Source organism: Xanthomonas sp. (assembly GCF_017163755.1).
GTDB lineage: Bacteria > Pseudomonadota > Gammaproteobacteria > Xanthomonadales > Xanthomonadaceae > Xanthomonas_A.
Genome location: NZ_JAFIWC010000040.1, coordinates 1 through 22,224, shown reverse-complemented (window position 1 = coordinate 22,224; position 22,224 = coordinate 1). Strand labels below are relative to the sequence as shown.

At 70.8% G+C, this 22,224-nt stretch carries 23 protein-coding genes and 1 other RNA gene; 18 read left to right on the top strand and 6 right to left on the bottom strand.

The genetic code is table 11. The features are described 5' to 3' along the window. Positions 1-159 precede the first annotated feature (159 nt). Entirely contained in the window at positions 160-1,029 is an 870-nt protein-coding gene (locus JR065_RS19820; RefSeq protein ID WP_206236203.1) for a LysR substrate-binding domain-containing protein, read from the top strand. Positions 1,030-1,252: 223 nt separating this feature from the next. Here JR065_RS19820 and JR065_RS19815 read toward each other — a convergent pair whose 3' ends face one another. The 4 genes from JR065_RS19815 to JR065_RS19800 all read right to left on the bottom strand — a co-directional run bounded on the left by JR065_RS19815 (position 1,253) and on the right by JR065_RS19800 (position 5,574). After that, positions 1,253-3,424 carry a RelA/SpoT family protein gene (locus JR065_RS19815; RefSeq protein ID WP_206236202.1) on the bottom strand — a complete coding sequence of 724 codons (2,172 nt, stop codon included), beginning with the start codon at positions 3,422-3,424 and terminating at the stop codon, positions 1,253-1,255. Between the two features lie 92 nt (positions 3,425-3,516). Beyond that, positions 3,517-3,816, bottom strand: a complete 300-nt coding sequence (gene rpoZ / locus JR065_RS19810) for a DNA-directed RNA polymerase subunit omega (RefSeq protein ID WP_206236200.1) — start codon at positions 3,814-3,816, stop codon at positions 3,517-3,519. Positions 3,817-3,928: 112 nt separating this feature from the next. After that, a complete protein-coding gene (gene gmk / locus JR065_RS19805; protein ID WP_206236199.1) occupies positions 3,929-4,558 on the bottom strand; it encodes a guanylate kinase in 630 nt (209 codons plus the stop codon). A 155-nt stretch (positions 4,559-4,713) separates the two neighbouring features. Then, complete coding sequence (locus tag JR065_RS19800) at positions 4,714-5,574, bottom strand: YicC/YloC family endoribonuclease (RefSeq protein WP_206236197.1); 861 nt, start codon at positions 5,572-5,574, stop codon at positions 4,714-4,716. A gap of 99 nt (positions 5,575-5,673) precedes the next feature. Here JR065_RS19800 and rph point away from each other — a divergent pair, with 99 nt between their 5' ends. From rph to pepQ, 8 genes are all read left to right on the top strand, one after another. Continuing rightward, on the top strand, positions 5,674-6,399 hold the full coding sequence (rph, locus tag JR065_RS19795; RefSeq protein ID WP_206236196.1) for a ribonuclease PH: 726 nt from the start codon (positions 5,674-5,676) through the stop codon (positions 6,397-6,399). Continuing rightward, entirely contained in the window at positions 6,396-6,785 is a 390-nt protein-coding gene (locus JR065_RS19790) for a VOC family protein (protein WP_206236195.1), read from the top strand. The genes rph and JR065_RS19790 overlap by 4 nt, the downstream gene beginning before the upstream one ends. Beyond that, on the top strand, positions 6,782-7,375 hold the full coding sequence (gene rdgB, locus JR065_RS19785; protein ID WP_206236194.1) for an RdgB/HAM1 family non-canonical purine NTP pyrophosphatase: 594 nt from the start codon (positions 6,782-6,784) through the stop codon (positions 7,373-7,375). The genes JR065_RS19790 and rdgB overlap by 4 nt, the downstream gene beginning before the upstream one ends. Before the next feature lie 65 nt (positions 7,376-7,440). Further along, on the top strand, positions 7,441-7,947 hold the full coding sequence (locus JR065_RS19780) for a hypothetical protein (RefSeq protein ID WP_206236192.1): 507 nt from the start codon (positions 7,441-7,443) through the stop codon (positions 7,945-7,947). Next, positions 7,944-9,104, top strand: a complete 1,161-nt coding sequence (gene hemW, locus JR065_RS19775; protein ID WP_206236191.1) for a radical SAM family heme chaperone HemW — start codon at positions 7,944-7,946, stop codon at positions 9,102-9,104. The genes JR065_RS19780 and hemW overlap by 4 nt, the downstream gene beginning before the upstream one ends. Before the next feature lie 105 nt (positions 9,105-9,209). Further along, the gene (locus JR065_RS19770) at positions 9,210-11,645 is read left to right on the top strand and encodes a DUF1631 domain-containing protein (RefSeq protein WP_206236190.1); all 2,436 of its coding nucleotides are present in this window, start codon (positions 9,210-9,212) and stop codon (positions 11,643-11,645) included. Continuing rightward, entirely contained in the window at positions 11,642-11,983 is a 342-nt protein-coding gene (locus JR065_RS19765) for a PilZ domain-containing protein (protein ID WP_206236189.1), read from the top strand. Before JR065_RS19770 ends, JR065_RS19765 begins: the two co-directional genes overlap by 4 nt. Positions 11,984-12,171: 188 nt before the next feature. Continuing rightward, positions 12,172-13,500 (top strand): Xaa-Pro dipeptidase, encoded by a 1,329-nt coding sequence (gene pepQ / locus JR065_RS19760; RefSeq protein WP_206236187.1) that lies wholly within the window; start codon positions 12,172-12,174, stop codon positions 13,498-13,500. A 74-nt stretch (positions 13,501-13,574) separates the two neighbouring features. On the opposite strand, the gene JR065_RS19755 is transcribed toward pepQ, so the two are convergent. Next, positions 13,575-14,921: an aminopeptidase P N-terminal domain-containing protein gene (locus JR065_RS19755; RefSeq protein WP_206236186.1), complete on the bottom strand. Its 1,347-nt coding sequence runs from the start codon at positions 14,919-14,921 to the stop codon at positions 13,575-13,577. Between the two features lie 3 nt (positions 14,922-14,924). Then, complete coding sequence (locus JR065_RS19750) at positions 14,925-15,470, bottom strand: YecA family protein (protein WP_206236185.1); 546 nt, start codon at positions 15,468-15,470, stop codon at positions 14,925-14,927. A gap of 155 nt (positions 15,471-15,625) precedes the next feature. Between JR065_RS19750 and JR065_RS19745 the strand changes: the two genes are divergently transcribed. From JR065_RS19745 to JR065_RS19705, 9 genes are all read left to right on the top strand, one after another. Beyond that, a complete protein-coding gene (locus JR065_RS19745; protein WP_206236184.1) occupies positions 15,626-17,836 on the top strand; it encodes a putative bifunctional diguanylate cyclase/phosphodiesterase in 2,211 nt (736 codons plus the stop codon). A 67-nt stretch (positions 17,837-17,903) separates the two neighbouring features. After that, complete coding sequence (locus JR065_RS19740) at positions 17,904-18,125, top strand: TIGR02449 family protein (protein ID WP_206236183.1); 222 nt, start codon at positions 17,904-17,906, stop codon at positions 18,123-18,125. Then, entirely contained in the window at positions 18,122-18,415 is a 294-nt protein-coding gene (locus tag JR065_RS19735) for a cell division protein ZapA (RefSeq protein ID WP_206236182.1), read from the top strand. Before JR065_RS19740 ends, JR065_RS19735 begins: the two co-directional genes overlap by 4 nt. A gap of 97 nt (positions 18,416-18,512) precedes the next feature. Further along, positions 18,513-18,697: non-coding RNA, 6S RNA (ssrS, locus tag JR065_RS19730), on the top strand. 154 nt (positions 18,698-18,851) lie between these two features. Further along, positions 18,852-19,442, top strand: a complete 591-nt coding sequence (locus JR065_RS19725) for a 5-formyltetrahydrofolate cyclo-ligase (RefSeq protein WP_206236181.1) — start codon at positions 18,852-18,854, stop codon at positions 19,440-19,442. Next, positions 19,439-19,909 (top strand): EVE domain-containing protein, encoded by a 471-nt coding sequence (locus JR065_RS19720; protein WP_206236180.1) that lies wholly within the window; start codon positions 19,439-19,441, stop codon positions 19,907-19,909. The genes JR065_RS19725 and JR065_RS19720 overlap by 4 nt, the downstream gene beginning before the upstream one ends. 92 nt (positions 19,910-20,001) lie before the next feature. Then, positions 20,002-20,649 carry a ribose-5-phosphate isomerase RpiA gene (gene rpiA, locus JR065_RS19715; RefSeq protein ID WP_206236179.1) on the top strand — a complete coding sequence of 216 codons (648 nt, stop codon included), beginning with the start codon at positions 20,002-20,004 and terminating at the stop codon, positions 20,647-20,649. Positions 20,650-20,863: 214 nt separating this feature from the next. After that, complete coding sequence (locus JR065_RS19710) at positions 20,864-21,313, top strand: DUF192 domain-containing protein (RefSeq protein WP_206236178.1); 450 nt, start codon at positions 20,864-20,866, stop codon at positions 21,311-21,313. A gap of 109 nt (positions 21,314-21,422) precedes the next feature. Further along, positions 21,423-22,224: SirB1 family protein (locus JR065_RS19705; protein WP_206236177.1), on the top strand; the 802-nt coding region annotated here is incomplete at its 3' end.

The following is a 22,224-nucleotide window of genomic DNA, read 5'->3' as shown; positions in this document are numbered from 1 at the left end:
GCATCAATCGCCTTTCTTGCGTCGCAAACGCCTGTAATCCGGGGCCTTTCCGGGCACCGCGCGGATCGTCAGACATGCGGGAATCCGGCGCAGCGACTTGGCCAAGGGCGTCGACCACCCGTTTTTTGCTGGCCTGCAACACGAATGGGAGCCCCCCTGATGTTCGATCTGAACCAGTTGCGCTGTTTCGTCGCGGTGGCCGAGGAACTGCATTTCCGCCGTGCGGCCGAGCGCCTGCACATGACCCAGCCGCCGCTGAGCCGGCAGATCCAGATGCTCGAGCACCACGTCGGCACCCCGCTGCTGGAGCGCAACAACCGCTCGGTGCGGATGACCCCGGCCGGGCGCAGCCTGCTCGCCGAGGCGCGCACGATCCTGCGCCTGGCCGAGAACGCCAGCCTGCGCGTGCGCCGGGTCGGCCTGGGCGACGCGGGCACGGTATCAATCGGCTTCACCGCCGGCGCCGGCTACCGCTTCCTGCCCGAGGCGATCGCGCGCTGGCGGGTGGAACTTCCCGACGTGGACCTGCTGCTGAAGGAGATGGTCAGCATGGCGCAGCTGGAAGCGCTGGAGGCCGGGCGCCTGGACGTGGCGCTGCTGCGCCCGCCGATCCACCGCGAGGGCCTGCACAGCCGCTGCGTGGCGCGCGAGCCGCTGATCGCCGCCCTGCCCGAGCACGACCCGCTCGCGCAGCGGCCGCAGCTGGCGCTGGAGGACTTCGACCGGCGTGCGTTCGTGATGTATTCGCCGGACGAGGCGCGCTATTTCTACGACCTGGTCGCGCAGTTGTTCGGCGCCCACGGCATCCGCCCGCACTACGTGCAGTACGTCAGCCAGATCCACTCGGTGCTGGCGCTGGTGCGCGGCGGGCTGGGCGTGGCGCTGGTGCCCGAGGCCGCCAGCGGCCTGCGCTACGAAGGCATCGTGTATCGCCCGGTGCAGCCGCTGATGCCGGCCGAACCGGTGGAATTGCACATGGTATGGAAGCAGGGCAACGACAACCCGGCGCTGCCCAAGATCGTCCGCTGATCACGGGCTGTGCGGGGCCGACCGGATAGCGCCAACGGATCGAAAATTTGCGTCGCCCTCCGCACCGGTGCACAGGGCGGCGCGCGAGGCGCTAGGCCCGCGCACCTTCCCCGCCCGCGCCAGGCGATCATCCCGCGGATGCGGACGCCGCGCTTCGCCGGCGCCGTTCGCCGGTGCCGGTCGCGAGCCCGTCCCGATGGCGCAACGCGCTTCGCGCAGCGCGCTACTGCCGGCGCACGCTCTGCACCGCGGTCAGCCGGCGCAGCCGCCGCATCACCTCGGCCAGGTGGTTGCGGTCGCGCACCTGGATGTTGAAGCGCAGCACCGCGGCGTTGAAGTCGCGGTCCAGGTAGTCCACGCGTTCGATGTTGGACTGGCTCTGCGCGATCGCCGCGGCCAGCTGCGCGAGCACGCCGGTGCGGTTCTCCACGTCCACCACCAGCGCGGTGTCGTAGTCGCCGATCACGCTGGTGTCCCAGCCGATCGGCACCCAGCGCTCGGGCGACTTGCGCAGCTCGGCCAGATTCGGGCAGTCCAGCCGGTGCACCACGATGCCCTTGCCGGCGGTGTGGTAGCCCATGATGTCGTCGCCGGGAATCGGCTGGCAGCAGTTGGCGAAGCTGACCACGCCGCGCTCGGTGCCGTTGATCAGGATCTTTTCCTGCGAATGCTTGGAGTGGCCGCCGCCGCGCAGTTCGGCATAGGCCATCAGCGCCTGCGCCGCCTGGGTCGGCATCCAGTTGCCCAGCGCGATGTCGGCCAGCAGCGCCTCCAGGCGCGGATAGCGGTGCTCGCTGAGGAAGGCGTCGAGCCGGCCCTTCGGCAGCCGCTCCAGCGAACTGTCCATCGCCTCCAGCGCGCGGTCGAGCATGCGGTGGCCCAGCTGCACCGCGTCCTCGTGCTCGAGCTGCTTGAGCTGGTGGCGGATCGCGGTGCGCGCCTTGCTGCTGACCACGAATTCCAGCCACTGCGGCTTGGGCGTGGCCGAGCGCGCGGTGATCACTTCCACCGTCTGCCCGCTGACCAGCTTGGTGCGCAGCGGCACCAGCTTCTTGTCCACGCGCGAGGCCACCGCGCGGTTGCCCACGTCGGTATGCACCGCGTAGGCGAAATCCAGCGCGGTGGAATTGCGCGGCAGCGCGAGGATCTTGCCCTTGGGCGTGAACAGGTAGACCTCGTCCGGGAACAGGTCTACCTTGACGTTGTCCAGGAACTCCAGCGACGAGCCGGCCGCGCGCTGCGATTCGATCAGCTCCACGATCCACGCGTGCGCACGGCTCTGCGCGCTGTTGGGCGAATCGCCGCCGAACTTGTAGGTCCAGTGCGCGGCCACGCCGCGTTCGGCGATCAGGTCCATCTCCTCGGTGCGGATCTGCACCTCGATCGGCGAGCCGTAGGGCCCGAACAGCACCGTGTGCAGCGACTGGTAGCCGTTGGCCTTGGGGATGGCGATGAAATCGCGGAAGCGCGCGTCCAGCGGCTTGAACGTGGCGTGCACCGCGCCCAGCGCGTGGTAGCAGTCCGGCACCCCGCGCACCACCAGGCGGAAGCCGAACACGTCCATCACCTGGTCGAAGGATTTGTTCTCGTCGCGCATCTTGTTGTAGATGCTCCACGGGGTCTTGATCCGGCTGACCAGGCGGTGCTCCAGCCCGTCCTTGGCCAGCCGCTGCGACAGCTGCACCTCCACCTGCGCCATCGACTCGCGGCGCACCACCGGCTGGCTGCGGATGTGCTTTTCGATGATCGCGTGGCGCCACGGATGCAGCGCGCGGAAGCCGAGGTTCTGCAGCTCGGACTTCATCAGGCTCATGCCCAGGCGCTGGGCGATCGGCGCGTAGATCTCCAGCGTCTCGCGCGCGATGCGGCTGCGCGCCTCGGCGCTCTGCGCGCCGAGCGTGCGCATGTTGTGCAGGCGGTCGGCGAGCTTGATCATGATCACGCGCAGGTCGCGCGACATCGCCAGCAGCATCTTGCGGAAGCTCTCGGCCGCCGCTTCCTGGCGATCGCGGAACTTCAGCTTGTCCAGCTTGGTGACGCCGTCGACCAGCTCGGCCACCGCTTCGCCGAACTCGGCGGCGAGCTCGGCGCGGGTCAGCGGGGTGTCTTCGATGGTGTCGTGCAGGATCGCCGCGATCAGCGCCTCCACGTCCAGGCCCAGCTCGGCGAGCACGCAGGCCACGGCCACCGGATGGGTGATGTACGGCTCGCCGGACTTGCGCGTCTGCCCGGCGTGGGCGGCGGCGCCCACTTCCCACGCGCGGCGCAGCAGCGGGATCTGTTCGGCCGGCAGATAGCTGGCGCTGCGCTCGAGTTGAAGGACGTAGTCGGGGACCGCCTCGCTGGCCGGCGACGGCGCTGCGGTGGCGACCTGGGCGGAAGGGCCTGGGTTCATGGCAGAAGACTATGCCAGCCGCGCGACAACGGCAAACCCGCCAACGCAAAACAGCCCGCGGACGGGCTGTTTCGCGGACTGCGCGGCGGCGCTCAGTCGTCGTTCTTGGACATGTCCTCGTCGGCGACGACTTCGGCGGCGGCCCATTCCAGCGCCTCGCGCTCGGCGCGCTCGCGCTCGGCCTTCTCGACTTCGTCGATCAGCGCGTTGTCGATCTTGCGCGCGGCGATCTCGCGCAGCGCCAGCACGGTCGGCTTGTCGCCCGAGTCGGCGTTGTCGATGGTGGGCTGCACGCCGTTGGCCAGCTGACGGGCGCGCTTGGACGCCATCATGACCAGCTCGAAACGGTTGTTAACGACTTCCAGGCAATCTTCTACGGTGATGCGGGCCATGCGGGCTCCCGGCGGGCCGGCGGCGGCCGCGCGCTCGAGTGAGGGAAAGGGCGGCGAGTGTACGCCCAGGCGCCGCCGCGATCAAGCCCACTCCATTCAGTTCCCTTTGGAATCAGCCAGTTGCCGCATCCTCGCGGAGCAGCGCGGCGATCAGCCCGGCGTGCCGCTGCTGCTGCGGCAGGCGCCGCAGGCGGCTGGCGACGAAGATCGCGCACATCTCGTCCACCGCGGTGTCGAAGTCCTCGTTGACGATCACGTAGTCGAAGTCGGCGTAGTGCGACATCTCCTCGCGCGCCGCCGCCAGGCGTTGCGCGATCACCGCCTCGCTGTCCTGGCCGCGCTTGCGCATGCGCTGCTCGAGCGCCTGCCGCGACGGCGGCAGGATGAACACGCTGACCGCGTCCGGCACCTTGGCGCGCACCTGGCGCGCGCCCTGCCAGTCGATCTCCAGCAGCACGTCCTGGCCGGAGGCCAGCTGCGGCTCCACCGACTGCCGCGCGGTGCCCTTCCAGTCGCCGTGCACGCGCGCGTACTCGAAGAAGTCGCCGGCATCGATCATGCGCTGGAACTGCTCGGCGGCGACGAAATGGTAGTGCTCGGCATGGCGCTCGCCCGGACGCGGCGCGCGCGAGGTGAAGGAGATCGACAGGCTGATCTGCGGATCGCGCGCCAGGGTCGCATTGACGATGCTGCTCTTGCCGGCGCCCGAAGGCGCCGCGACGATGTAGAGGGTGCCGCGCATAGGATCAGGGATTCGGGATTGGGGAGTCGGGATTCGCGAACGGAGCCGCGGGCCGGTACCCACGGGGACGATATGCTACCCGGTATTGGGCGCGGGCCGGCCGGCGCCGGAATCCGCTCCGCCAATCCCCAATCCCGAATCGCCCTCCATCCCGGCTATTCGAGATTCTGCACCTGCTCGCGGATCTGGTCGATCAGCACCTTCAGTTCCACCGCCGCGTTTGAGGTGCGGCTGTCCACCGACTTGGAGCCGAGCGTGTTGGCCTCGCGGTTGAACTCCTGCAGCAGGAAATCCAGGCGCCGGCCGGCCGGTTCGGGCTGGCGCAGCACGCGGCGGATCTCCTTGATGTGGCTGTCCAGGCGGTCCAGCTCCTCGTCGACATCGAGCTTCTGCAGCCACAGCACCAGTTCCTGCTCGGCGCGGCCCGGATCGACCGGATGCGGCAAATCCGCCAGGCGCGCGGCCAGCTTGGCGCGCTGGCCTTCGCGGATCGCCGGGATCAGCGTCCTGACCTCGGCGGCGATGCACGCGATCGCATCGACCCGTTCCACGATCGCCGTGGCCAGCTTGTCGCCCTCGCGCTCGCGCCCGGCGACGAATCCGTCCAGCACCTCGTCCAGCAACGCCAGCGCCTGCGCCTGCAGCGCCACCGCATCCGGGGCCTCGGTCTGCATCACCCCCGGCAGCTGCAGCAGGTCGGTGAAGCCGACCTGCAGTCCGGGAAAGCCCGGCGCCAGCCGCCTGGCCAGCTCGCTGAGCTGGGCGACTAGCGTGTCGTTGATCTCCAGCGCGTTCGCCGTCTCCGGGCTGCGCAGGCGCAGCGCCAGGTCCAGCTTGCCGCGGCTGATCCGCGCCGCCACGCGCTCGCGCAGCTGCGGCTCCAGCGCGCGCAGCTCCTCGGGCAGGCGCACGCTCACTTCCAGGAAGCGGTGGTTCACCGAGCGCAGTTCGCAGGCGATGGCGCCCCAGGCGGTCGTACGTTCGCCGCTGGCGTAGGCGGTCATGCTGCGGATCATGCGGAAGTCCATTCGGCCAAAGCGCGAATGGTACCCTAGCCGGCCCAGGACGCCGCCGTTGCCAGGCACCGTCGCGTCCGCTTCTGCCGGAATCTCGAAATGACCTTTTCCCGTCCCAGTGGCCGTACGGCCGATCAGCTGCGCCCGGTGCGCATCGAACGCGCCTTCACCCGCCATGCCGAGGGCTCGGTGCTGGTCAGCTTCGGCGACACCCGCGTGCTGTGCAACGCCAGCGTCGAGAACCGCGTGCCCGGCTTCCTGCGCGGCAAGGGCGAAGGCTGGGTCACCGCCGAGTACGGCATGCTGCCGCGCGCCACCCATTCGCGCTCCGACCGCGAAGCCTCGCGCGGCAAGCAGGGCGGGCGCACGCTGGAGATCCAGCGCCTGATCGGCCGCGCGCTGCGCGCCTGCGTGGACCGCAACGCGCTCGGCGAGCGCACCATCACCCTGGACTGCGACGTGCTGCAGGCCGACGGCGGCACCCGCACCGCGGCGATCACCGGCGCCTACGTGGCGCTGATGGATGCGGTGAACTGGCTGCGCAAGCGCGGCGACGTGAAGAAGCCGGTGGTGCTCGGCGCGGTGGCCGCGGTCTCGGTCGGCGTCTATCGCGGCACCCCGGTGCTGGACCTGGACTACGCCGAGGACAGCGACTGCGACACCGACATGAACGTGGTGATGAACGACGGCGGCGGCTTCATCGAGCTGCAGGGCACCGCCGAAGGCCACGCGTTCCGCCGCGACGAACTGGACGCGCTGCTCGGCCTGGCCGAGCGCGGCATCGCCGACCTGCTGGCCGCGCAGCGCGCCGCCCTGGCGCAATGAAGCGGCGCATCGCCCTGGTCACCCTGGTGGTGCCCGACTACGACGAAGCCATCGCCTGGTACACCGGCGCGCTGGGTTTCGCGCTGCTCGAAGACACCGCGCTGGGCGACAAGCGCTGGGTGCGGGTCGGCCCGTCCGGCGAAGACGGCGCAGGCCTGCTGCTGGCGCTGCCGGGCGACGAGGCGCAGCGCGCCTGCATCGGCCGCCAGACCGGCGGCCGCGTCGGCTTCTTCCTGCATACCGACGATTTCCACCGCGACTACGCTTCGATGCGCGCGCGCGGCGTGGAATTCCTCGAAGCGCCGCGCGACGAGCCGTACGCGATCGTGGCGGTGTTCCAGGACCCGTACGGCAACCGCTGGGACCTGCTGGAGCCCAAGCCATGAACAAACTGGTCCTGGCCAGCGGCAACGCCGGCAAGCTCGAGGAACTGCGCGCCATGCTCGCCGGGTTGCCGATGCAGATCGTGGCGCAAGGCCAGCTCGGCGTCGAAGACGTGCCCGAAACCGGCCTGACCTTCGTCGAGAACGCCTTGATCAAGGCGCGCCACGCCAGTGCGGTCACCGGCCTGCCGGCGCTGGCCGACGACTCCGGCCTGATCGTCGATGCGTTGGGCGGCGCGCCGGGCCTGTACAGCGCACGCTACGCCGGCAGCCCGACCGATGCCCAGGCCAACAACGCCAAGCTGCTCGAGGCCATGCGCGATGTGCCGACCGAGCGGCGCAGCGCGCGCTTCTATGCGGTGATCGTGTTGCTGCGCCATCCGGAAGATCCGCAACCGCTGATCGCCGAAGGCAGTTGGGAAGGCATGATCACCACCGAGCCGCGCGGCAATGGCGGTTTCGGCTACAACCCGGTGTTCCTGGATCCGCAGTACGGCCTGACTGCGGCCGAAATGACTCCGGAGTTGAAGAACGCACGCAGCCATCGCGCGTTGGCGCTGGCCAAGCTGCGCGAGTTCCTCATCCGTGCATGAGTGGGTCCGCGCCACGTCGTTTCCGCTCCAATGGCGGCGGCATTCATACGCTGACTAGCCTGTTGATGCTGGCCGTGCTGGCGATCATCGCCACGATAAAGGGATGCACCCCGGGCGCACCCGGTGACCTTCCCTGGCCATTGCTGCTCGGCCTCATCGGCAGCTTGTGGGCGATCGTCGCCCTGACAATCGCCGTGGTCAGTCGGCAATCGGTAGAGATTAGCCAAGACGGGTACATCACCGTGCGCGGCAGCCGCACCGGATTCCGCCCTCGCCGGTTCCATGCCAGTGAAGTTGAATCCCTGCATCTGATCGACTGGAGCCGCACGCAAAACCAAGTGGTCAGTTGGCTAGGCGTCGCATTGGCCGAGAGCCCGGGCCGGCGCTGGAAACACGTGGATGTCATGAACACCCATGTCGCCGATGGCGGGCGACTGGCTTTGTTCCGCGCCATCGCCTGCACCGTACAGCGCGCGCGCCCGGACGCAGTGCTCCCCGCCGTGCTGGTCGATCCCTGCCCGGGTGATGGCGCCTCCGTCGCATGCCCTACCCCTGCGCAACGATCGCTATGAGCATTGCCCTGATCCCACCCCCGCTATCGCTGTACGTGCACCTGCCCTGGTGCGTGCGCAAGTGCCCGTACTGCGACTTCAACTCGCACGCGGCCAAGGGCGCGCTGCCGTTCGACGACTACGTGGACGCGCTGATCCGCGACCTGGACCACGACCTGCCGCTGGTCTGGGGGCGCACCGTGCAGACGGTGTTCTTCGGCGGCGGCACGCCCAGCCTGTTCCCGGCCGAGGCGATCGACCGCTTCCTGCAGGCCGCCAGCGCGCGCCTGCGCTTCGCGCCGAACCTGGAAATCACCCTGGAGACCAACCCGGGCACCGCCGAGCACGGGCGCTTCGACCGCTACCTGGCCGCCGGGGTCAACCGGCTCAGCTTCGGCATCCAGAGCTTCGACGACGCCGCGCTGCAGCGGCTGGGGCGCATCCACGACAGCGCCGATGCCGAGCGCGCGGTGAAGCTGGCGCAAGACGCCGGCTACGCCAACTTCAACCTGGACCTGATGTACGCGCTGCCGCAGCAGACCCTGGCCGAGGCGGAGGCCGACATCGCCCGCGCGCTGGCGCTGCAGCCCACCCACATCAGCCACTACCAGCTGACCCTGGAACCGAACACGGTGTTCGCCGCGCGCCCGCCGCAGGGCATTCCCGAGGACGACGACGCCTGGGACATGCAGGAGCGCTGCCAGGCGCTGCTGGCGCAGGCCGGCTATGCGCAGTACGAAGTCAGCGCCTACGCGCGCGACGGGCACCGCTGCGCGCACAACCTGAACTACTGGAAGTTCGGCGACTACCTGGGGATCGGCGCCGGCGCACACGGCAAGATCAGTTCCGGCGCCGAGCAGGGCATCCTGCGCCGCTGGAAGCTCAAGCACCCGCAGGCCTACCTGGCCAGCGCCGGCAGCGCGGCGGCCATCGGCGGCGACGAGTGGATCGCGCCGCAGCGGCGCCCGTTCGAGTTCATGCTCAACGCGCTGCGGCTCAACGACGGCTTCGCGCTGCGCGACTTCGCCGCGCGCACCGGCCTGGACCTGGCCGCGATCGCCCCGGCGCTGGACGCGGCGGTGGCGCGCGACTGGCTGCGCATCGACGGCGGACGCGCCGTGCCCACCGAACTGGGCCGCCGCTTCACCAACGACGTGGTCGCCCTGTTCATGGCCTAAGGCCTCCACGCCAGCGGAACCGGCCCTGCGGCGGCGGCGGCCATGGCTGCGTCCGCGGAAACGTGCTACATACCGAACCCGGAAAAAGCAAACAGCGATCACAGAATGGACTGGTCGGCACCGCCTTCATCGGATGACGCAGCGGCGACGCTGGCCGGCGCGGCGCTGCCCGCACGCGTGCGCGAGATCCTGGAATCGCTCAAGGCCCTGCTGTGGCAGGCGCTGGATACCCCGCTGCAACTGACCCTGGCCGAGCTGGAGCGCGAGTTGTTCAGCCAGGCCGAGCGCGCGCACAGCGGGCAGAGCCAGCACGACCTGTACCTGGAGCTGCAGGGCCTGCGCGCGCGCCGCGAGCGCTTCGCGCCGTTCTACCGCGCGCGGCTGGAAGCGGCGCTGGCCACGATCCGGCGGCCGGCCCCGGCGCGCGCCCTGCAACGGCAGCCGGAGGCGCCGGCGGCGATGCAGATGCTGACCCTGGTGGCCGACGTGGACATCGACCGCGACATCGTGCTGCACGACATCGCCCGGCGCGAAGCCGGACGCGCCAGCACCCCGCTGCAGCTGCTCGGCCAGCGCTTCGGCGTGCTCGCCGCGCTGCCGGCCCTGGAGATCGAGCAGATCCCGATCGGTCCGCACCAGCTGTGCCGGATCCTGCGCGAGGCCGGCGAGGACCTGCGGCTGGGGCTGGACGCGCAACTGACCCTGTACCGCGCCTTCGAGCGGCAGGCGCTGGAACGCTACGGCGAGATCCTGGAGCGGGCCAACGTGCTGCTGGCGCATGCCGGGGTGCTGCCGGGACTGGTCTACCTGCCGTACCTGGCGCGCGGCGCGGGCGCCGCGCCGGCCAAGCCGCCGCGCACGGCACCGCGCACGCCTGCGCCGGCCACGCGGCCGGCCACCGCCTGGTCCGGCCAGGCCGCGCCGGCGCCGTGGCCAGGCATGGCCGCCGCTCCCGCGCGTGCCGCCGGCGTGGCCGCGGCCGCCGGCGTCGCGCCGGCGCACGGCCACGCGCCGGCGCCGCCCGCGGTAGACGCCGCGCCCGCCAAGGCAGCCGTGGCCGACCCCACGCCCACCGACCTGGCGACGCTGCGCCAGTTGCTCGCCGCCGCGCGCGAGCGCACCGCGATGCCCGCCGCATCCGCCGGCCGCGACGCGATCGGGATGCCGACGTCCGCGCAGGCCGCACCGGCGCCGGCCGCAGCGATGGCGGCGGCCATACCGACGCCGTCGCTGCTGCAGGCGCTCGGCGAGCTGCAGGCGCAGCCGCCGGCGCACAGCGCCAGCGCCGGGATCCGCGGACGCCGCCAGGTGCGCGACGTGCAGGCGGCGATGCTGGGTGCGCTGCGCGCCCAGCACGGCCCGCAGGCGGCGCTGAAGCCGCAGGACGCCGATACCTTCGACCTGCTCGGCCTGCTGTACGCGGAGATCGAGCGCGAGGTGCGCAGCGACGCGCCCGCCGCGTCGCTGCTCGAACGCCTGCAGGTGCCGCTGGCGCGCGCCGCGCTGCAGGACCCGGCGTTCTTCGTGCGCAACAGCCACCCGGCGCGCGAGCTGCTCAACGCCGTGGCCGAATCCGGCGCCACCTGGCTGGCCCAGGACGACACCGATCCGCAGCTGCTGCACAAGCTGAACCAGGCGGTGGACCGGGTCGTGGAGGAATACGAAGGCGACGAAGCGGTCTTCGAGCAGGCGCACCAGGACATCCTGGCCCAGCATCGCGCGCTGGCGCACAAGGCCGAGATCACCGAGCGCCGCCACGTCGAGGCCGCGCGCGGCAAGGAACGCCTGGAAGTGGCCAAGCAGCTGGCCGGCAGCAGCATCGACGCGCTATGCCACACCTGGCAGCCGCCGAAGTTCGTGCAGGCGCTGCTGAAGCAGGCCTGGTCCGACGTGATGACCCTGACCCTGCTGCGCCAGGGCGAAGACTCCGATGCCTGGCGCGAGCGCCGGCAGCTGACCGAGCGCATCGCCGAGGTCACCTGCAGCCGGATCGGCGATGCCGCCGACGCCGCGCTGGCCGGCGAGGTCGAAGCGGCGCTGCGGCAGGTGGGCTACCACGAGGACGAGGCCGGCGCGATCGCCCGCCGCCTGTCCACGCCCGGCGGCGAGGACGAATTCAGTTCGCGCACCGAACTCAGCGCCAAGCTCAAGGCGCGCACCCGGCTCGGCGACCAGGGCGATGGCGAGCGGCAGACCCTGGCGCCGCGCAGCGTCGCCGAGCAGGCCGCCTATGCGCGGCTGCGCAGCCTGCCGTTCGGCACCTGGTTCGAGTTCGTGGTCAACCAGCAGGGCGACCTGAAGCGGCAACGGCTGTCGTGGTACAGCCCGGTCACCGACCGCGCGCTGTTCGTCAACCCGCGCGGCCACAAGGTCGCCGAACACTCGCTCGATGCGTTGTCGCGGCTGCTCGCGCAGGGCCAGGCGCGTATCGTCACCGAGGACCGCGCGCGGCTGATCGACCGCGCCTGGCACGCCACCGTGCGCGCGCTGCGCAGCCTGGCCGGCGCGCCCGCGCCGGCCGACACCCTGGAGGACGCATGATCGCCGAAGCCCGCCGTTCGCCTCGCCGGCAGGTGCCGGACATGGTGCCGGTGCACGACGTGATGAGCGATACGGTGGTCGGCCGGCTCGGCAACGTGTCCGAGACCGGCATGCTGCTGCTCGCCTCGGCGCCGCTGCACGACGACGCGCTGTACCAGTTGCGCTTCGCCATGCCGCAGCTCGGGCACGACGTGCGCATCGACGTCGGCGTGCACCTGCTGTGGAGCGAGCGCTCGCACGCGCCGGGCCAGGCCTGGGCCGGCTTCCGCTTCCTGACCATCTCCAACGCGCACCGCGAGCTGCTGCGGCAGTGGGTCAATGCGGGGTCGGCCGGGTAAAGCGCCTTCGTCAGCGGCACGCCCGTGGGAGCGGTGTCCATCGCGACCGACGTTGCGGGTGAAGCCCGTCGCGACCGAAGCCGCTCCCACGTGCCAGCGGCCAGGCCATGTCGATCGCGTCAACAGGCGCGCAAGGTTTGCGGCAAACTTGGCGCCTGCCTTTCCGCATCGCCGAACGAGCCCTTGCCATGATCCAGCACGACCCCAGCGCCTTGTATGCCGACCATCTGCGCACGCTGGCGCAGCGCGCCGACACGGCGCTGGCGCGCGGCGGCTTCGAGCACCTGGTGGTGCCCAGCGGCACCCTGCACTACCAGCTGTTCGACGACCGCGACTACCCGTACGCGGTGAACCCGCAGTTCAAGGCCTGGCTGCCGCTGACCCGGGTGCCGAACAGCTGGCTGGTGTACACGCCGGGCCGGCGCCCACAGGTGATCTTCCACCAGCCGCACGACTACTGGCACGTGGTGCCGGACGCGCCGAACGGCTGGTGGGTCGAACACTGCGACATCCACATCATCCGCACGCCGGAACAGGCGCTGGCGCTGCTGCCCACGCCGGCCGCGCGCTGCGCGATTCTCGGCGAGGCGTCCAGCGCGCTCGGCGACTACCGGCCGAACAATCCCGACGCGGTGATCCAGTACCTGGAATACCAGCGCTCGTACAAGACCGCCTACGAGCTGTCGCTGCTGCGCCAGGCGCAGCAGTTGGCGGTACGCGGCCACCGCGCCGCCGAAGCCGCGTTCCGCGACGGCCGCAGCGAGTTCCAGATCCACATGGCCTACTGCGGCGCGGTCGGCCAGGACGCCAACGACCTGCCGTACGGCAACATCGTCGCGCTGAACGAGCACGGCGCGGTGCTGCACTACACCGAACTGGGCAGGCAGGCGCCTGCGACGCCGCGCAGCTTCCTGATCGATGCCGGCGCCTCCGCGCACGGCTACGCCAGCGACATCACCCGCAGCTACGCCGCCGACACCGGCAGCGAGTTCCAGGCGCTGATCGATGCGGTCGACGCCGCGCAGGTCCGCATGGGCCAGGGCGTGCGCGCCGGCGTGGACTACAAGCAGCTGCACATCGACGCGCACCTGGCGCTGATGGGCATCCTCAAGGACTTCGGCGTGATCACCGTGTCGCCGGAAGCGGCGCTGGCCACCGGCGTCAGCGCCGCGTTCTTCCCGCACGGCCTCGGCCACCCGATCGGCCTGCAGGTGCACGACGTGGCCGGCTTCGCCGCCGACGACCGCGGCGGCCGCATCGACCGCCCCGCCGGCCATCCGTACCTGCGCATGACCCGCGTGCTCGAGCCCGGCATGGTGGTGACGATCGAGCCGGGCGTGTACTTCATCGACATGCTGCTGGACGAGGTCAGGAAGAACGGCCATGCCGCCAGCGTCGACTGGAACCGGGTCGAACAGTTCAAGCCCTACGGCGGCATCCGCATCGAGGACGACGTGGTGTGCACCGAGGGCGAACCGGAGAACCTCACGCGGCCGGCGTTCGCGGCGGCGGCCTGACGGCGGCCGGGATTGGGCATGGAGGGTCGGGGGATTGGCGACGGCGGGGTTGCCTGCCGGCCCGACCCGAATCCCTACTCCCCCATCCCCAATCCCGGCTCCCCAGCCATTAGCCCCTCGATCTCCTCGGCGCTGCGCGCCAGCGCCGCGGTCAGCACGCGGTGGCCGTCGTCGGTGATCAGCACGTCATCCTCGGTGCGGATGCCGATGCCGCGCCATTTCGCGTCGACCTCCCTGTCGTCGGGCGCGACGTACAGGCCCGGTTCGATGGTGAACACCATGCCCGGCTCGAGCAGGCGCGATTCGCCGGCCAATTTGTAGTCGCCGACGTCGTGCACGTCCAGGCCGAGCCAATGGCCGGTCTTGTGCCGGTAGAAGCGCCGGTAGTCGCCATCGGCGATGTTCTTTTCCAGGGTGCCCTTCAGCAGCCCGAGCCGCAGCAGGCCTTCGGTCAGCGTCGCCACCGCGGCCAGGTGCCCGGCTTCGTAGGGCACGCCCGGGCGCGCCTGCGCCAGCGCCGCCGCGTGGGCGGCGCCGACCAGGTCGTGCAGCGCGCGCTGTTCGCGGCTGAAGCGGCCGTTGGCCGGGAAGGTGCGGGTGATGTCGGCGGCATAGCCGCGGTACTCGGCGCCGGCGTCGATCAGCACCAGCTCGCCGTCGCGCAGCCGCGCGGCGTTGGCGCGGTAGTGCAACACGCAGGCGTTGGCGCCGCTGCCGACGATGCTGCCGTAGGCCGGCCAGGCGTCGCCGGCACGGAACTCGCGCTCGATCTCGGCCTGCAGCTGGTACTCGTGCACGCCCGGGCGCGCCAGCCGCATCGCCGCGCGGTGGCCGGCCACGCTCAGGTCGGCGGCCACCTGCATCAGCGCGATCTCGTCGCGCGACTTGAACAGGCGCTGCTCGTGCAGCAGGTGGCCCAGCTCGAGGAACTCGTGCGGCGGCTGCGCGCCGTGCCGCACCTGTTCGCGCACCCGGTTGACCCAGCCGATAAGCTTCAGGTCGAACTCCACGTCGCGGCCGAAGTGGTAATAGACGCGCGAGCGCCCTTCCAGCAGGCCCGGCAGGATGTCGTCCAGATCGTCGATCGGGTACGCATCGTCCATGCCGTAGCGTTCCACCGCCCCTTCCTGGCCTTCGCGCGGCCCGTCCCAGGCCTCGCGTTCCGGGTCGCGCTCGCGGCAGAAGAGCAGCGCCTCGCCGTGCCTGCGGCCGGGCACCAGCACCAGCACCGCATCGGGCTCGGGAAACCCGCACAGGTACCAGAAATCCGAGTCCTGCCGGTACGGATAGTGGGTGTCGTGGCTGCGCACGCGCTCCGGCGCGGTCGGCAGCACCAGGATCGCGTGCTCGCCGGCCATGTCCATCAGCTGCTTGCGGCGGCGCGCGTACTCGGCCGCGCCGATGCCGGTGGTCCGCTTCATCGCTCAGTTCAGGCGTTGCCGGTGGCGCGGCCCCAGCACGCAGTCGCCGTGCAGCAGCAATACCGCCACGCGCACGAATTCCTCGATCTCGGCCAGCGCGTCCTCGTCCTCGTCGCCGCTGTCGAAATCGTCGCTGGTCGCCTGCGCCAGGCGCGCGATGTCCTGCAGCGCCTCTTCGCCCTCTTCGGACAGCGGCGGACGCGTCCCGGTGGCCAGGCCGAAGCCGCCGAGGAAGCCGCGGCACCAGTCGAACAGCGCATCGGCGCGTTCGGAGGCGCCGGCGCCGGCGTCCACCAGCAGCAGGTCGAAGGCGAAGTCGCGGTCCTCCAGCTGCGCGGAGGTGGCCTCGCGCAGCCGGTCCAGGGCGTCGCCGCTGCGCGGCGCCGGCACGCTGGGGTCGGCCAGCACCCTGGCCGGCCAGGCCGCCAGGTCGGCGCCGCCACCGGCCAGCCAGCCGCACAGGGCGCCGTGGAGTTCGGCCGCCGACGCGGCCAGTCCCAGCTGCTGGCTGGCCTGGGCTACGTCGTCGGCGGTGGGAAGTTCGGTCATGACGGACGCCTGTTGTGCGCTTGCCGGCGCCTGCACGGCCGGCGGCGGAATGGGGGCCCGCCAGTGTAGCAACCCGCCCGCGTCGCGCTGCTTGTGGACGCTTCCGGGCGGCGCCTACACTGCGGCAACCCTTTCCTGCGAATGCGCATCCCGCCATGCCGATCGACCACGTCGCTGCGGGATTTCCCAGCCTCGCCAGCGCCGCGTGGCCATGGGCGGCGGCGGCGCTGTGCGCGGCGGTCGCCGCCCTGGCGATGCTCCAGGCCTGGCGCTGGCGCCACCGCCTGCGCGAGCAGCAACGCCGCCAGCAGCAGCTGCAGCACCGCGACCGGCACCTGAAGCTGGCGCTGTGGGCGTCGGACGAGCACTTCTGGGACTACGACCTGCGCGCGCGCAAGTTGCTGCGCATGCGCGCCGACGAAGCGGCGCCGCACGCGCAGGAGATCACCATGGTGATCCGCGAGGACGACCCGCTGCGCATCCATCCGGACGACGTGCCGCAGGCCGAGCGCGCCCTGCGCGACCACCTGGACGGGCTGACCCCGGTGTACATGGCCGAGTACCGGGTGGACCTGGCCGGCGACGGGGTGTGGATCTGGGCGCGGGTGCGCGGCCGCGTGGTCGAATACGACGCCAGCGGCCGACCGCGGCGGCTGGCCGGCACCGCGCGCGACATCACCTCGCACCGCCAGGCCGACGCGGAGCGGCGCATCGCCGGCGAGGTGCTGCGCAGCATGAGCGAAGCGGTGGCGGTGCTCGACCATGAGTTCCGCTTCATCTCGGTCAATCCGGCCTTCAGCCGCATCACCGGCTACAGCGAGCGCGAGGTGCTCGGGCAGCCGATGGCCATGCTCGACCACGCCCCCGACGTCCCGGCGCCGCCCGCGCTGGACCACGGCCGGCACTGGCGCGGCGACACCTGGAAGCGGCGCAAGGACGGCCAGGAGATCCTGTGCCACCTGCGCCAGAACACCGTCGTCGACGCCGACGGCCGGCGCAACTTCCACGTGGTGGTGCTGGAAGACATCACCGACCAGAAGCGCGCCGAGCAGGAACTGCGCTACCTGGCCAACTACGACGCGCTGACCAGCCTGCCCAACCGCGCGCTGCTGTCCGAACGGCTGGCGCGCGCGATCGTGCGCGCGCGGCGCCAGGACAGTTCGGTGGCGGTGCTGTTCCTGGACCTGGACCGGTTCAAGGACATCAACGACTCGCTCGGCCACGCGATCGGCGACCGCGTGCTGCGCGCCGTGGCCGAGCGCCTGCAGGCCGCGGTGGGCCCGCAGCACACCGTGGCGCGGCTGGCCGGCGACGAGTTCACCGTGGTGCTGGAGGACGTGGCCTCGCAGGGCGAGGCCGAAGCCACCGCCGCGCGCGTGCTGTCGGCGTTCGAGGCGCCGCTGCAGCTGGACGATCGGCGCGAGGTGGCGATCTCGCCGTCGATCGGCATCTCGCTGTTCCCGCAGCACGCGCTGCTGCCCAGCGAGCTGCTCAAGCACGCCGACACCGCGATGTACCAGGCCAAGGCCGCCGGGCGCCGCAACATCCAGCTGTACTCGGCGCGGATGGACGAGGCCACCCGGCATCGCGCCACCCTGGCCAGCACGCTGCGCAAGATCCCCCTCGACGAGGAAATGAAGCTGGTCTACCAGCCGCGCTACTCGCTGCGCGAACAGCGCGTGGTCGGCGTGGAGGCGCTGCTGCGCTGGCACAGCGCCGACTTCGGCCCGGTCTCGCCCAGCCAGTTCATCCCGCTGGCGGAGGAGTCCGGGCTGATCCTGCAGATCGGCGAATGGGTCCTGCGCCAGGCCTGTACCACGCTGGGCCAGTGGCGCCGGCAGGGGCTGACCGACCTGTGCATGTCGGTCAACGTGTCGGCGATCCAGCTCGAGCGCGGCGACCTGCCGGCGCTGATGGCGCGGATCCTGGCCGAGACCGGGGTGCCGGCGCAGTTCGTGGAACTGGAGCTGACCGAAAGCGTGGTGATGTCGCAGGTCGGCAAGAACGCCGCCACCCTGCACGCCTGCCGCGAACTGGGCCTGACCCTGGCGATCGATGACTTCGGCACCGGCTACTCGTCGCTGGCCTACCTCAAGCGCCTGCCGATCAACACCCTGAAGATCGACCAGGAGTTCATCGGCGACCTGACCCGCGACCCGGACGACGAGGCGATCACCAGCACCATCATCGCCATGGGCCATTCGCTGGCGCTGAAGGTGGTGGCCGAAGGGGTCGAGCAGCCCGGCCAGCTGGCGTTCCTGCGCGAGCACGGCTGCGACGAGATCCAGGGCCACCTGGTGGCGCCGGCGCTGCCGCCGGAGGCCTGCCTGCAGCTGCTGCACGCGCCGGTCCTGCTGCCCGCCTGAGCGCGCCCGGCGCGGCGGCCACGCCGCGTCTTGACCGCCGCGCGACGCCATGCCTATCGTGAGCGCCATGGACACCCCCGACGCCCCTGCTCAGCTCCGCGCCCTGGCCGCGCGCGTGGAAACGCTGGTCGAGCGCTGCCAGCGCCTGGCCGACGAGAACCGCAGCCTGCGCCAGCAGCAGGAACAGCTGATCGGCGAACGTTCGCAGCTGCTGACCAAGAACGAGCAGGCGCGCTCGCGGGTGGAAGCGATGATCACGCGGCTGAAGTCGCTGGAGCAGCACACGTGAGCGAACCGGTCAGCGTGCGCATCCTCGATCGCGAATACACCGTCGGCGTCGAGGCCGAGGAACGCGACAGCCTGGTCGCGGCCGCGCGCCTGCTCGACGCCAAGATGCGCGAGGTGCGCGGCAGCAACCGCATGGCCGCGGTGGACCGCGTCGCGGTGCTGGCGGCGCTGAACTTGGCGCACGAACTGCAGCAGCTGCGCGACCAGCAGGCGCACAGCGAGCGCGAGATGGCGCGCACGCTCGACGACCTGAACCGGCGCCTGGACGGCGTGCTCGATACCTCGCGCTGAAGTTCCGTCGCAATTCGATCATCAACGTGAATTGCAACGTACTGCGCGACCGACGAACGGACTAGCCAGCCGCGGCGACGGCGCTATACTTCGTCTGCGTTCTCTGCTGTGAACGACAGCGTGTGCAAACATTCGCCTTGTCCCTTAATTACGACCACGGGGCGGCGACGGAATCGGGTGTGCAGGTCCGCCTCGTAGCGGGAAGCCCGATGGTTCCCCAGCTGTCCCACTTGAACCCCGGGTTCAAGGTCGTTTCGCACGCATCGTCATGGCGGAGAATGCCTTGAATTCCCAGCGCCCTCCGGCGTCGCCCCAGCGGGCGCAGCCGGAGGGCGTTTTCGTTGTGGCGAGCGCACCCGGTCGCGCGCATCGCGGCGGCCGTTTCGCCGCGCCGCCGCTTCGGCGATGATGCGCACCCGCCCGCCGCGTGCCGCCCATGACCGAAGATCGCGCCCGCCTGCGCAAACACCTGCGCGACACCCGCCGCGCCCTGCCGGCCGGCGAGCGCATCGCCGCCGCCGAAGGCCTGGCCGAGCGCCTGCTGGCGCTGCCGTTCCTGCCGCGCGAAGGCTTCGTCGGCGGCTACTGGGCGCTGGACGGGGAGATCGCGCTGCACGCGTTCCAGTTGCGCCTGCCCGACAGCCTGCGCTACTGCCTGCCGGTGCTGCACGAGGACGCCACGCTGCGCTTCGCGCCGTGGCGGCCGGGCGCGCCGCTGCGCAGCAACCGCTACGGCATTCCCGAGCCCGATGTCGACGCCGCCGACGCGCTGGCGCCGGCGCAGATGGCGCTGGTGGTGACGCCGCTGGTCGGCTTCGACGCCGCCGGCCAGCGCCTGGGCATGGGAGGCGGCTGGTATGATCGCAGCTTCGCCTTCCGCCAGACCCGCACGCCGCCGCCTTGGCTGGTCGGCGCCGCCTTCGCCGTGCAGCAGACCGCGCCGCTATGCGCCGAGACCTGGGACGTGGCGCTGGACGCGATCTGTACCGAACGCCAGACCTTCCTTACCGCCGCAGATCCCGCATGACCGCACGCAAGCGCTACTGGCTGATGAAGTCCGAACCGGATACGTTCTCGATCGACGACCTGCAGCGGGTGCGCCGCGAACCCTGGAACGGGGTGCGCAACTACCAGGCGCGCAACTTCATGCGCGACGGGATGAAGGTGGGCGACGGGGTGCTGTTCTACCACTCCAACTGCAAGGTGCCGGGCATCGCCGGCCTGGCCACGGTGGCCAGCGAGGCCTATCCGGACCAGACCCAGTTCGACCCCGCCTCCGACTACCACGACCCCAAGGCCACGCGCGAGGAACCGCGCTGGGTGCTGGTGGACGTGGCGTTCGAGCGCAAGCTCAAGCGCGTCATCCCGCTGGACGAGATCAAGCAGCACGCCGACGCGCTGGGCGAGGGCTTCGCCCTGATCGCGCGCGGCAACCGCCTGTCGATCCTGCCGGTCAGCGCCGCGCAGTGGAAGCTGCTGCTGGCGCTCGAGTAGCCGGGATTCGGGATTGGGGATAGGGGATTCGTCTCCTGTCCTGCCCCGCCCGCTGCTCTTACGAATCCCCAATCCCCAATTCCGAGCCCCCCATGTCCGAAGCGAAACGGCTGGCCGCCGAAAAGGCCATCGAGTACGTCGAGGACGGCATGATCGTCGGCGTCGGCACCGGTTCCACCGTGGCCTACTTCATCGACGCGCTCGGCCGCATCGGCCATCGCATCAAGGGCGCGGTGTCCAGTTCCGAGCAGAGCACCGCGCGCCTGCGCCAGCACGGCATCGAGGTGCTCGAGCTCAACCACAGCGGCAACCTGTCGCTGTACGTGGACGGCGCCGACGAGTGCGACCCGGACAAGTGCCTGATCAAGGGCGGCGGCGCCGCGCTGACCCGCGAGAAGGTCATCGCCGAGGCCAGCGAGCGTTTCGTGTGCATCATCGACCCGAGCAAGCAGGTGCCGGTGCTGGGCCGCTTTCCGCTGCCGATCGAGGTGCTGCCGATGGCGCGCAGCCTGGTCGCGCGCGAGATCCTGGCGCGTACCGGCGGCCAGCCGGTATGGCGCGACGGGGTGATCACCGACAACGGCAACGTGGTGCTGGACGTGCACAACCTCAGCATCGCCGACCCGGTGGCGCTGGAGCGCGAGCTGAACCAGATCCCGGGCGTGGTCTGCGTCGGCCTGTTCGCCCGCCGCCGCGCCGACGTGGTGATCGTCGGCGGCGAGCCGCCGCGGGTCCTTTGACGGGACCGGGGACCGGGGACCGGGGACCGGGGAAGGCTCTTTAGGCCTCGATTGCCCGTCAAGTATTATTGAAATTGTTGCGTGGATTTGGATCTGGAAGCACGCAACGCTGTCGAGCCGACGCCGCGCTTTTCCGGGTCCCCGGTCCCGACCGCCTTGACTCCCCGCGCACCATGCAACAAGGTGCGCGCTGATCTCCCGACCCGGCGGCGCCATGTCCCTGTTCCGTGCCCTGTTCGTCCTCGTCCTGCTCACCCTCAGCGGCTGCGCCAGCGCCGGCGGCCAGTGGGTGGAACTGGCCGGGCACCGCTACCAGGTGGAGCTGGCCCAGGACGATGCGACCCGCGCGCGCGGGCTGATGTTCCGCGAGCAGATGGACCCCGACCACGGCATGCTGTTCATCCACGACCGCGAGGAGCCGCAGGCGTACTGGATGAAGAACACCAAGATCGCGCTGGACATCCTGTACTTCGACAACCAGCGCAAGCTGGTGGCGCAGCAGCGCGACGTGCCGCCGTGCTCGGCCGGCAACGCCTGCCCGCCCTACCCCAGCAACAAGCCGGCGCGCTACGTGCTGGAACTCAACGCCGGCCAGGCCGCGCGGATCAAGCTGGAGAACGGCACCGAGCTGACCTTCGGCCCCGGCATCGCGCCGGCCAGGTAGCGCCCCGGCGGCGTCGGGAAAACCGCCGGCGCCGTAGTCATGAACCCGACACTGCTGTCGGGAACGGCCGGACTTGATCGCCGCGGAGTTTGCGGCCAGTCTTTGGGCCATGGTAGAGCGCCTGACATTGCCGAGCTGGAACACCCTGGCCACGCTGGACGACGATGCCCTGCCGTTGCTGCCCACCGCGCTGCTGATCGCGCGCGACGAGTATCCCGAACTGGACGCGGACCACTACGACACGCTGGCGCAGAGCCACGCCGAGCACCTGCGCCATGAGGTGGGCCTGATCGACGCCTGGCCGCTGAAGATGGCCGCGATCAACCGCCACCTGTTCGAAGAGCTGGGCTACACCGGCAACCACGACGAGTACTACGACCCGCGCAACAGCTACATGAACCAGGTGTTCGAACGGCGCCTGGGCAACCCGATCTCGTTGGCGCTGGTGCAGATGGAAGTGGCGCGGCGGCTGGACATCCCGCTGGACGGGGTGTCCTTCCCCGGGCATTTCCTGGTGCGGCTGCCGGTGGACGACGGCCTGCTGGTGATGGACCCGTTCAACGGCGGCCGCCCGCTGGCGGTGGAGGAGCTGCGCGAGCGCGCGCGCCCGCACCTGGGCGGGGAAATGCCCGACGACCGCGCCCTGCTGCAGATCCTCGACCCGGCGCCGCACCGCGCGATCCTGATCCGGGTGCTGCGCAACCTGCACGGCGTCTACGCCGAACGCGACGAATGGGACCGCGCCGCGCGCAGCGCCGACCGCGTGCTGAAGCTGATGCCCGACCAGCCCGAGGCGCTGCGCGACCGCGGCCTGGCCTACCTGCAGATGGACTACGTGCCGGGCGCGCGCCACGACCTGGGCCGCTACCTGCAGCTGAACCCCGACGCCAACGACGCGCTGCCGATCCGCG

Excerpts from the sequence above, each read along its gene's own strand:
- JR065_RS19780 (WP_206236192.1), top strand. The coding sequence starts at position 7,441 with ATGCTGGCCGTGCTGGCGATCATCGCCACGATAAAGGGATGCACCCCG.
- JR065_RS19815 (WP_206236202.1), bottom strand. The coding sequence starts at position 3,424 with ATGAACCCAGGCCCTTCCGCCCAGGTCGCCACCGCAGCGCCGTCGCCG.
- JR065_RS19750 (WP_206236185.1), bottom strand. The coding sequence starts at position 15,470 with ATGACCGAACTTCCCACCGCCGACGACGTAGCCCAGGCCAGCCAGCAG.
- JR065_RS19740 (WP_206236183.1), top strand. The coding sequence starts at position 17,904 with ATGGACACCCCCGACGCCCCTGCTCAGCTCCGCGCCCTGGCCGCGCGC.
- rpiA (WP_206236179.1), top strand. The coding sequence starts at position 20,002 with ATGTCCGAAGCGAAACGGCTGGCCGCCGAAAAGGCCATCGAGTACGTC.
- JR065_RS19725 (WP_206236181.1), top strand. The coding sequence starts at position 18,852 with ATGACCGAAGATCGCGCCCGCCTGCGCAAACACCTGCGCGACACCCGC.
- JR065_RS19770 (WP_206236190.1), top strand. The coding sequence starts at position 9,210 with ATGGACTGGTCGGCACCGCCTTCATCGGATGACGCAGCGGCGACGCTG.
- JR065_RS19790 (WP_206236195.1), top strand. The coding sequence starts at position 6,396 with ATGAAGCGGCGCATCGCCCTGGTCACCCTGGTGGTGCCCGACTACGAC.
- JR065_RS19710 (WP_206236178.1), top strand. The coding sequence starts at position 20,864 with ATGTCCCTGTTCCGTGCCCTGTTCGTCCTCGTCCTGCTCACCCTCAGC.
- JR065_RS19765 (WP_206236189.1), top strand. The coding sequence starts at position 11,642 with ATGATCGCCGAAGCCCGCCGTTCGCCTCGCCGGCAGGTGCCGGACATG.
- hemW (WP_206236191.1), top strand. The coding sequence starts at position 7,944 with ATGAGCATTGCCCTGATCCCACCCCCGCTATCGCTGTACGTGCACCTG.
- JR065_RS19745 (WP_206236184.1), top strand. The coding sequence starts at position 15,626 with ATGCCGATCGACCACGTCGCTGCGGGATTTCCCAGCCTCGCCAGCGCC.
- JR065_RS19755 (WP_206236186.1), bottom strand. The coding sequence starts at position 14,921 with ATGAAGCGGACCACCGGCATCGGCGCGGCCGAGTACGCGCGCCGCCGC.
- rph (WP_206236196.1), top strand. The coding sequence starts at position 5,674 with ATGACCTTTTCCCGTCCCAGTGGCCGTACGGCCGATCAGCTGCGCCCG.
- pepQ (WP_206236187.1), top strand. The coding sequence starts at position 12,172 with ATGATCCAGCACGACCCCAGCGCCTTGTATGCCGACCATCTGCGCACG.
- JR065_RS19820 (WP_206236203.1), top strand. The coding sequence starts at position 160 with ATGTTCGATCTGAACCAGTTGCGCTGTTTCGTCGCGGTGGCCGAGGAA.
- JR065_RS19800 (WP_206236197.1), bottom strand. The coding sequence starts at position 5,574 with ATGATCCGCAGCATGACCGCCTACGCCAGCGGCGAACGTACGACCGCC.
- gmk (WP_206236199.1), bottom strand. The coding sequence starts at position 4,558 with ATGCGCGGCACCCTCTACATCGTCGCGGCGCCTTCGGGCGCCGGCAAG.
- rpoZ (WP_206236200.1), bottom strand. The coding sequence starts at position 3,816 with ATGGCCCGCATCACCGTAGAAGATTGCCTGGAAGTCGTTAACAACCGT.
- rdgB (WP_206236194.1), top strand. The coding sequence starts at position 6,782 with ATGAACAAACTGGTCCTGGCCAGCGGCAACGCCGGCAAGCTCGAGGAA.
- JR065_RS19720 (WP_206236180.1), top strand. The coding sequence starts at position 19,439 with ATGACCGCACGCAAGCGCTACTGGCTGATGAAGTCCGAACCGGATACG.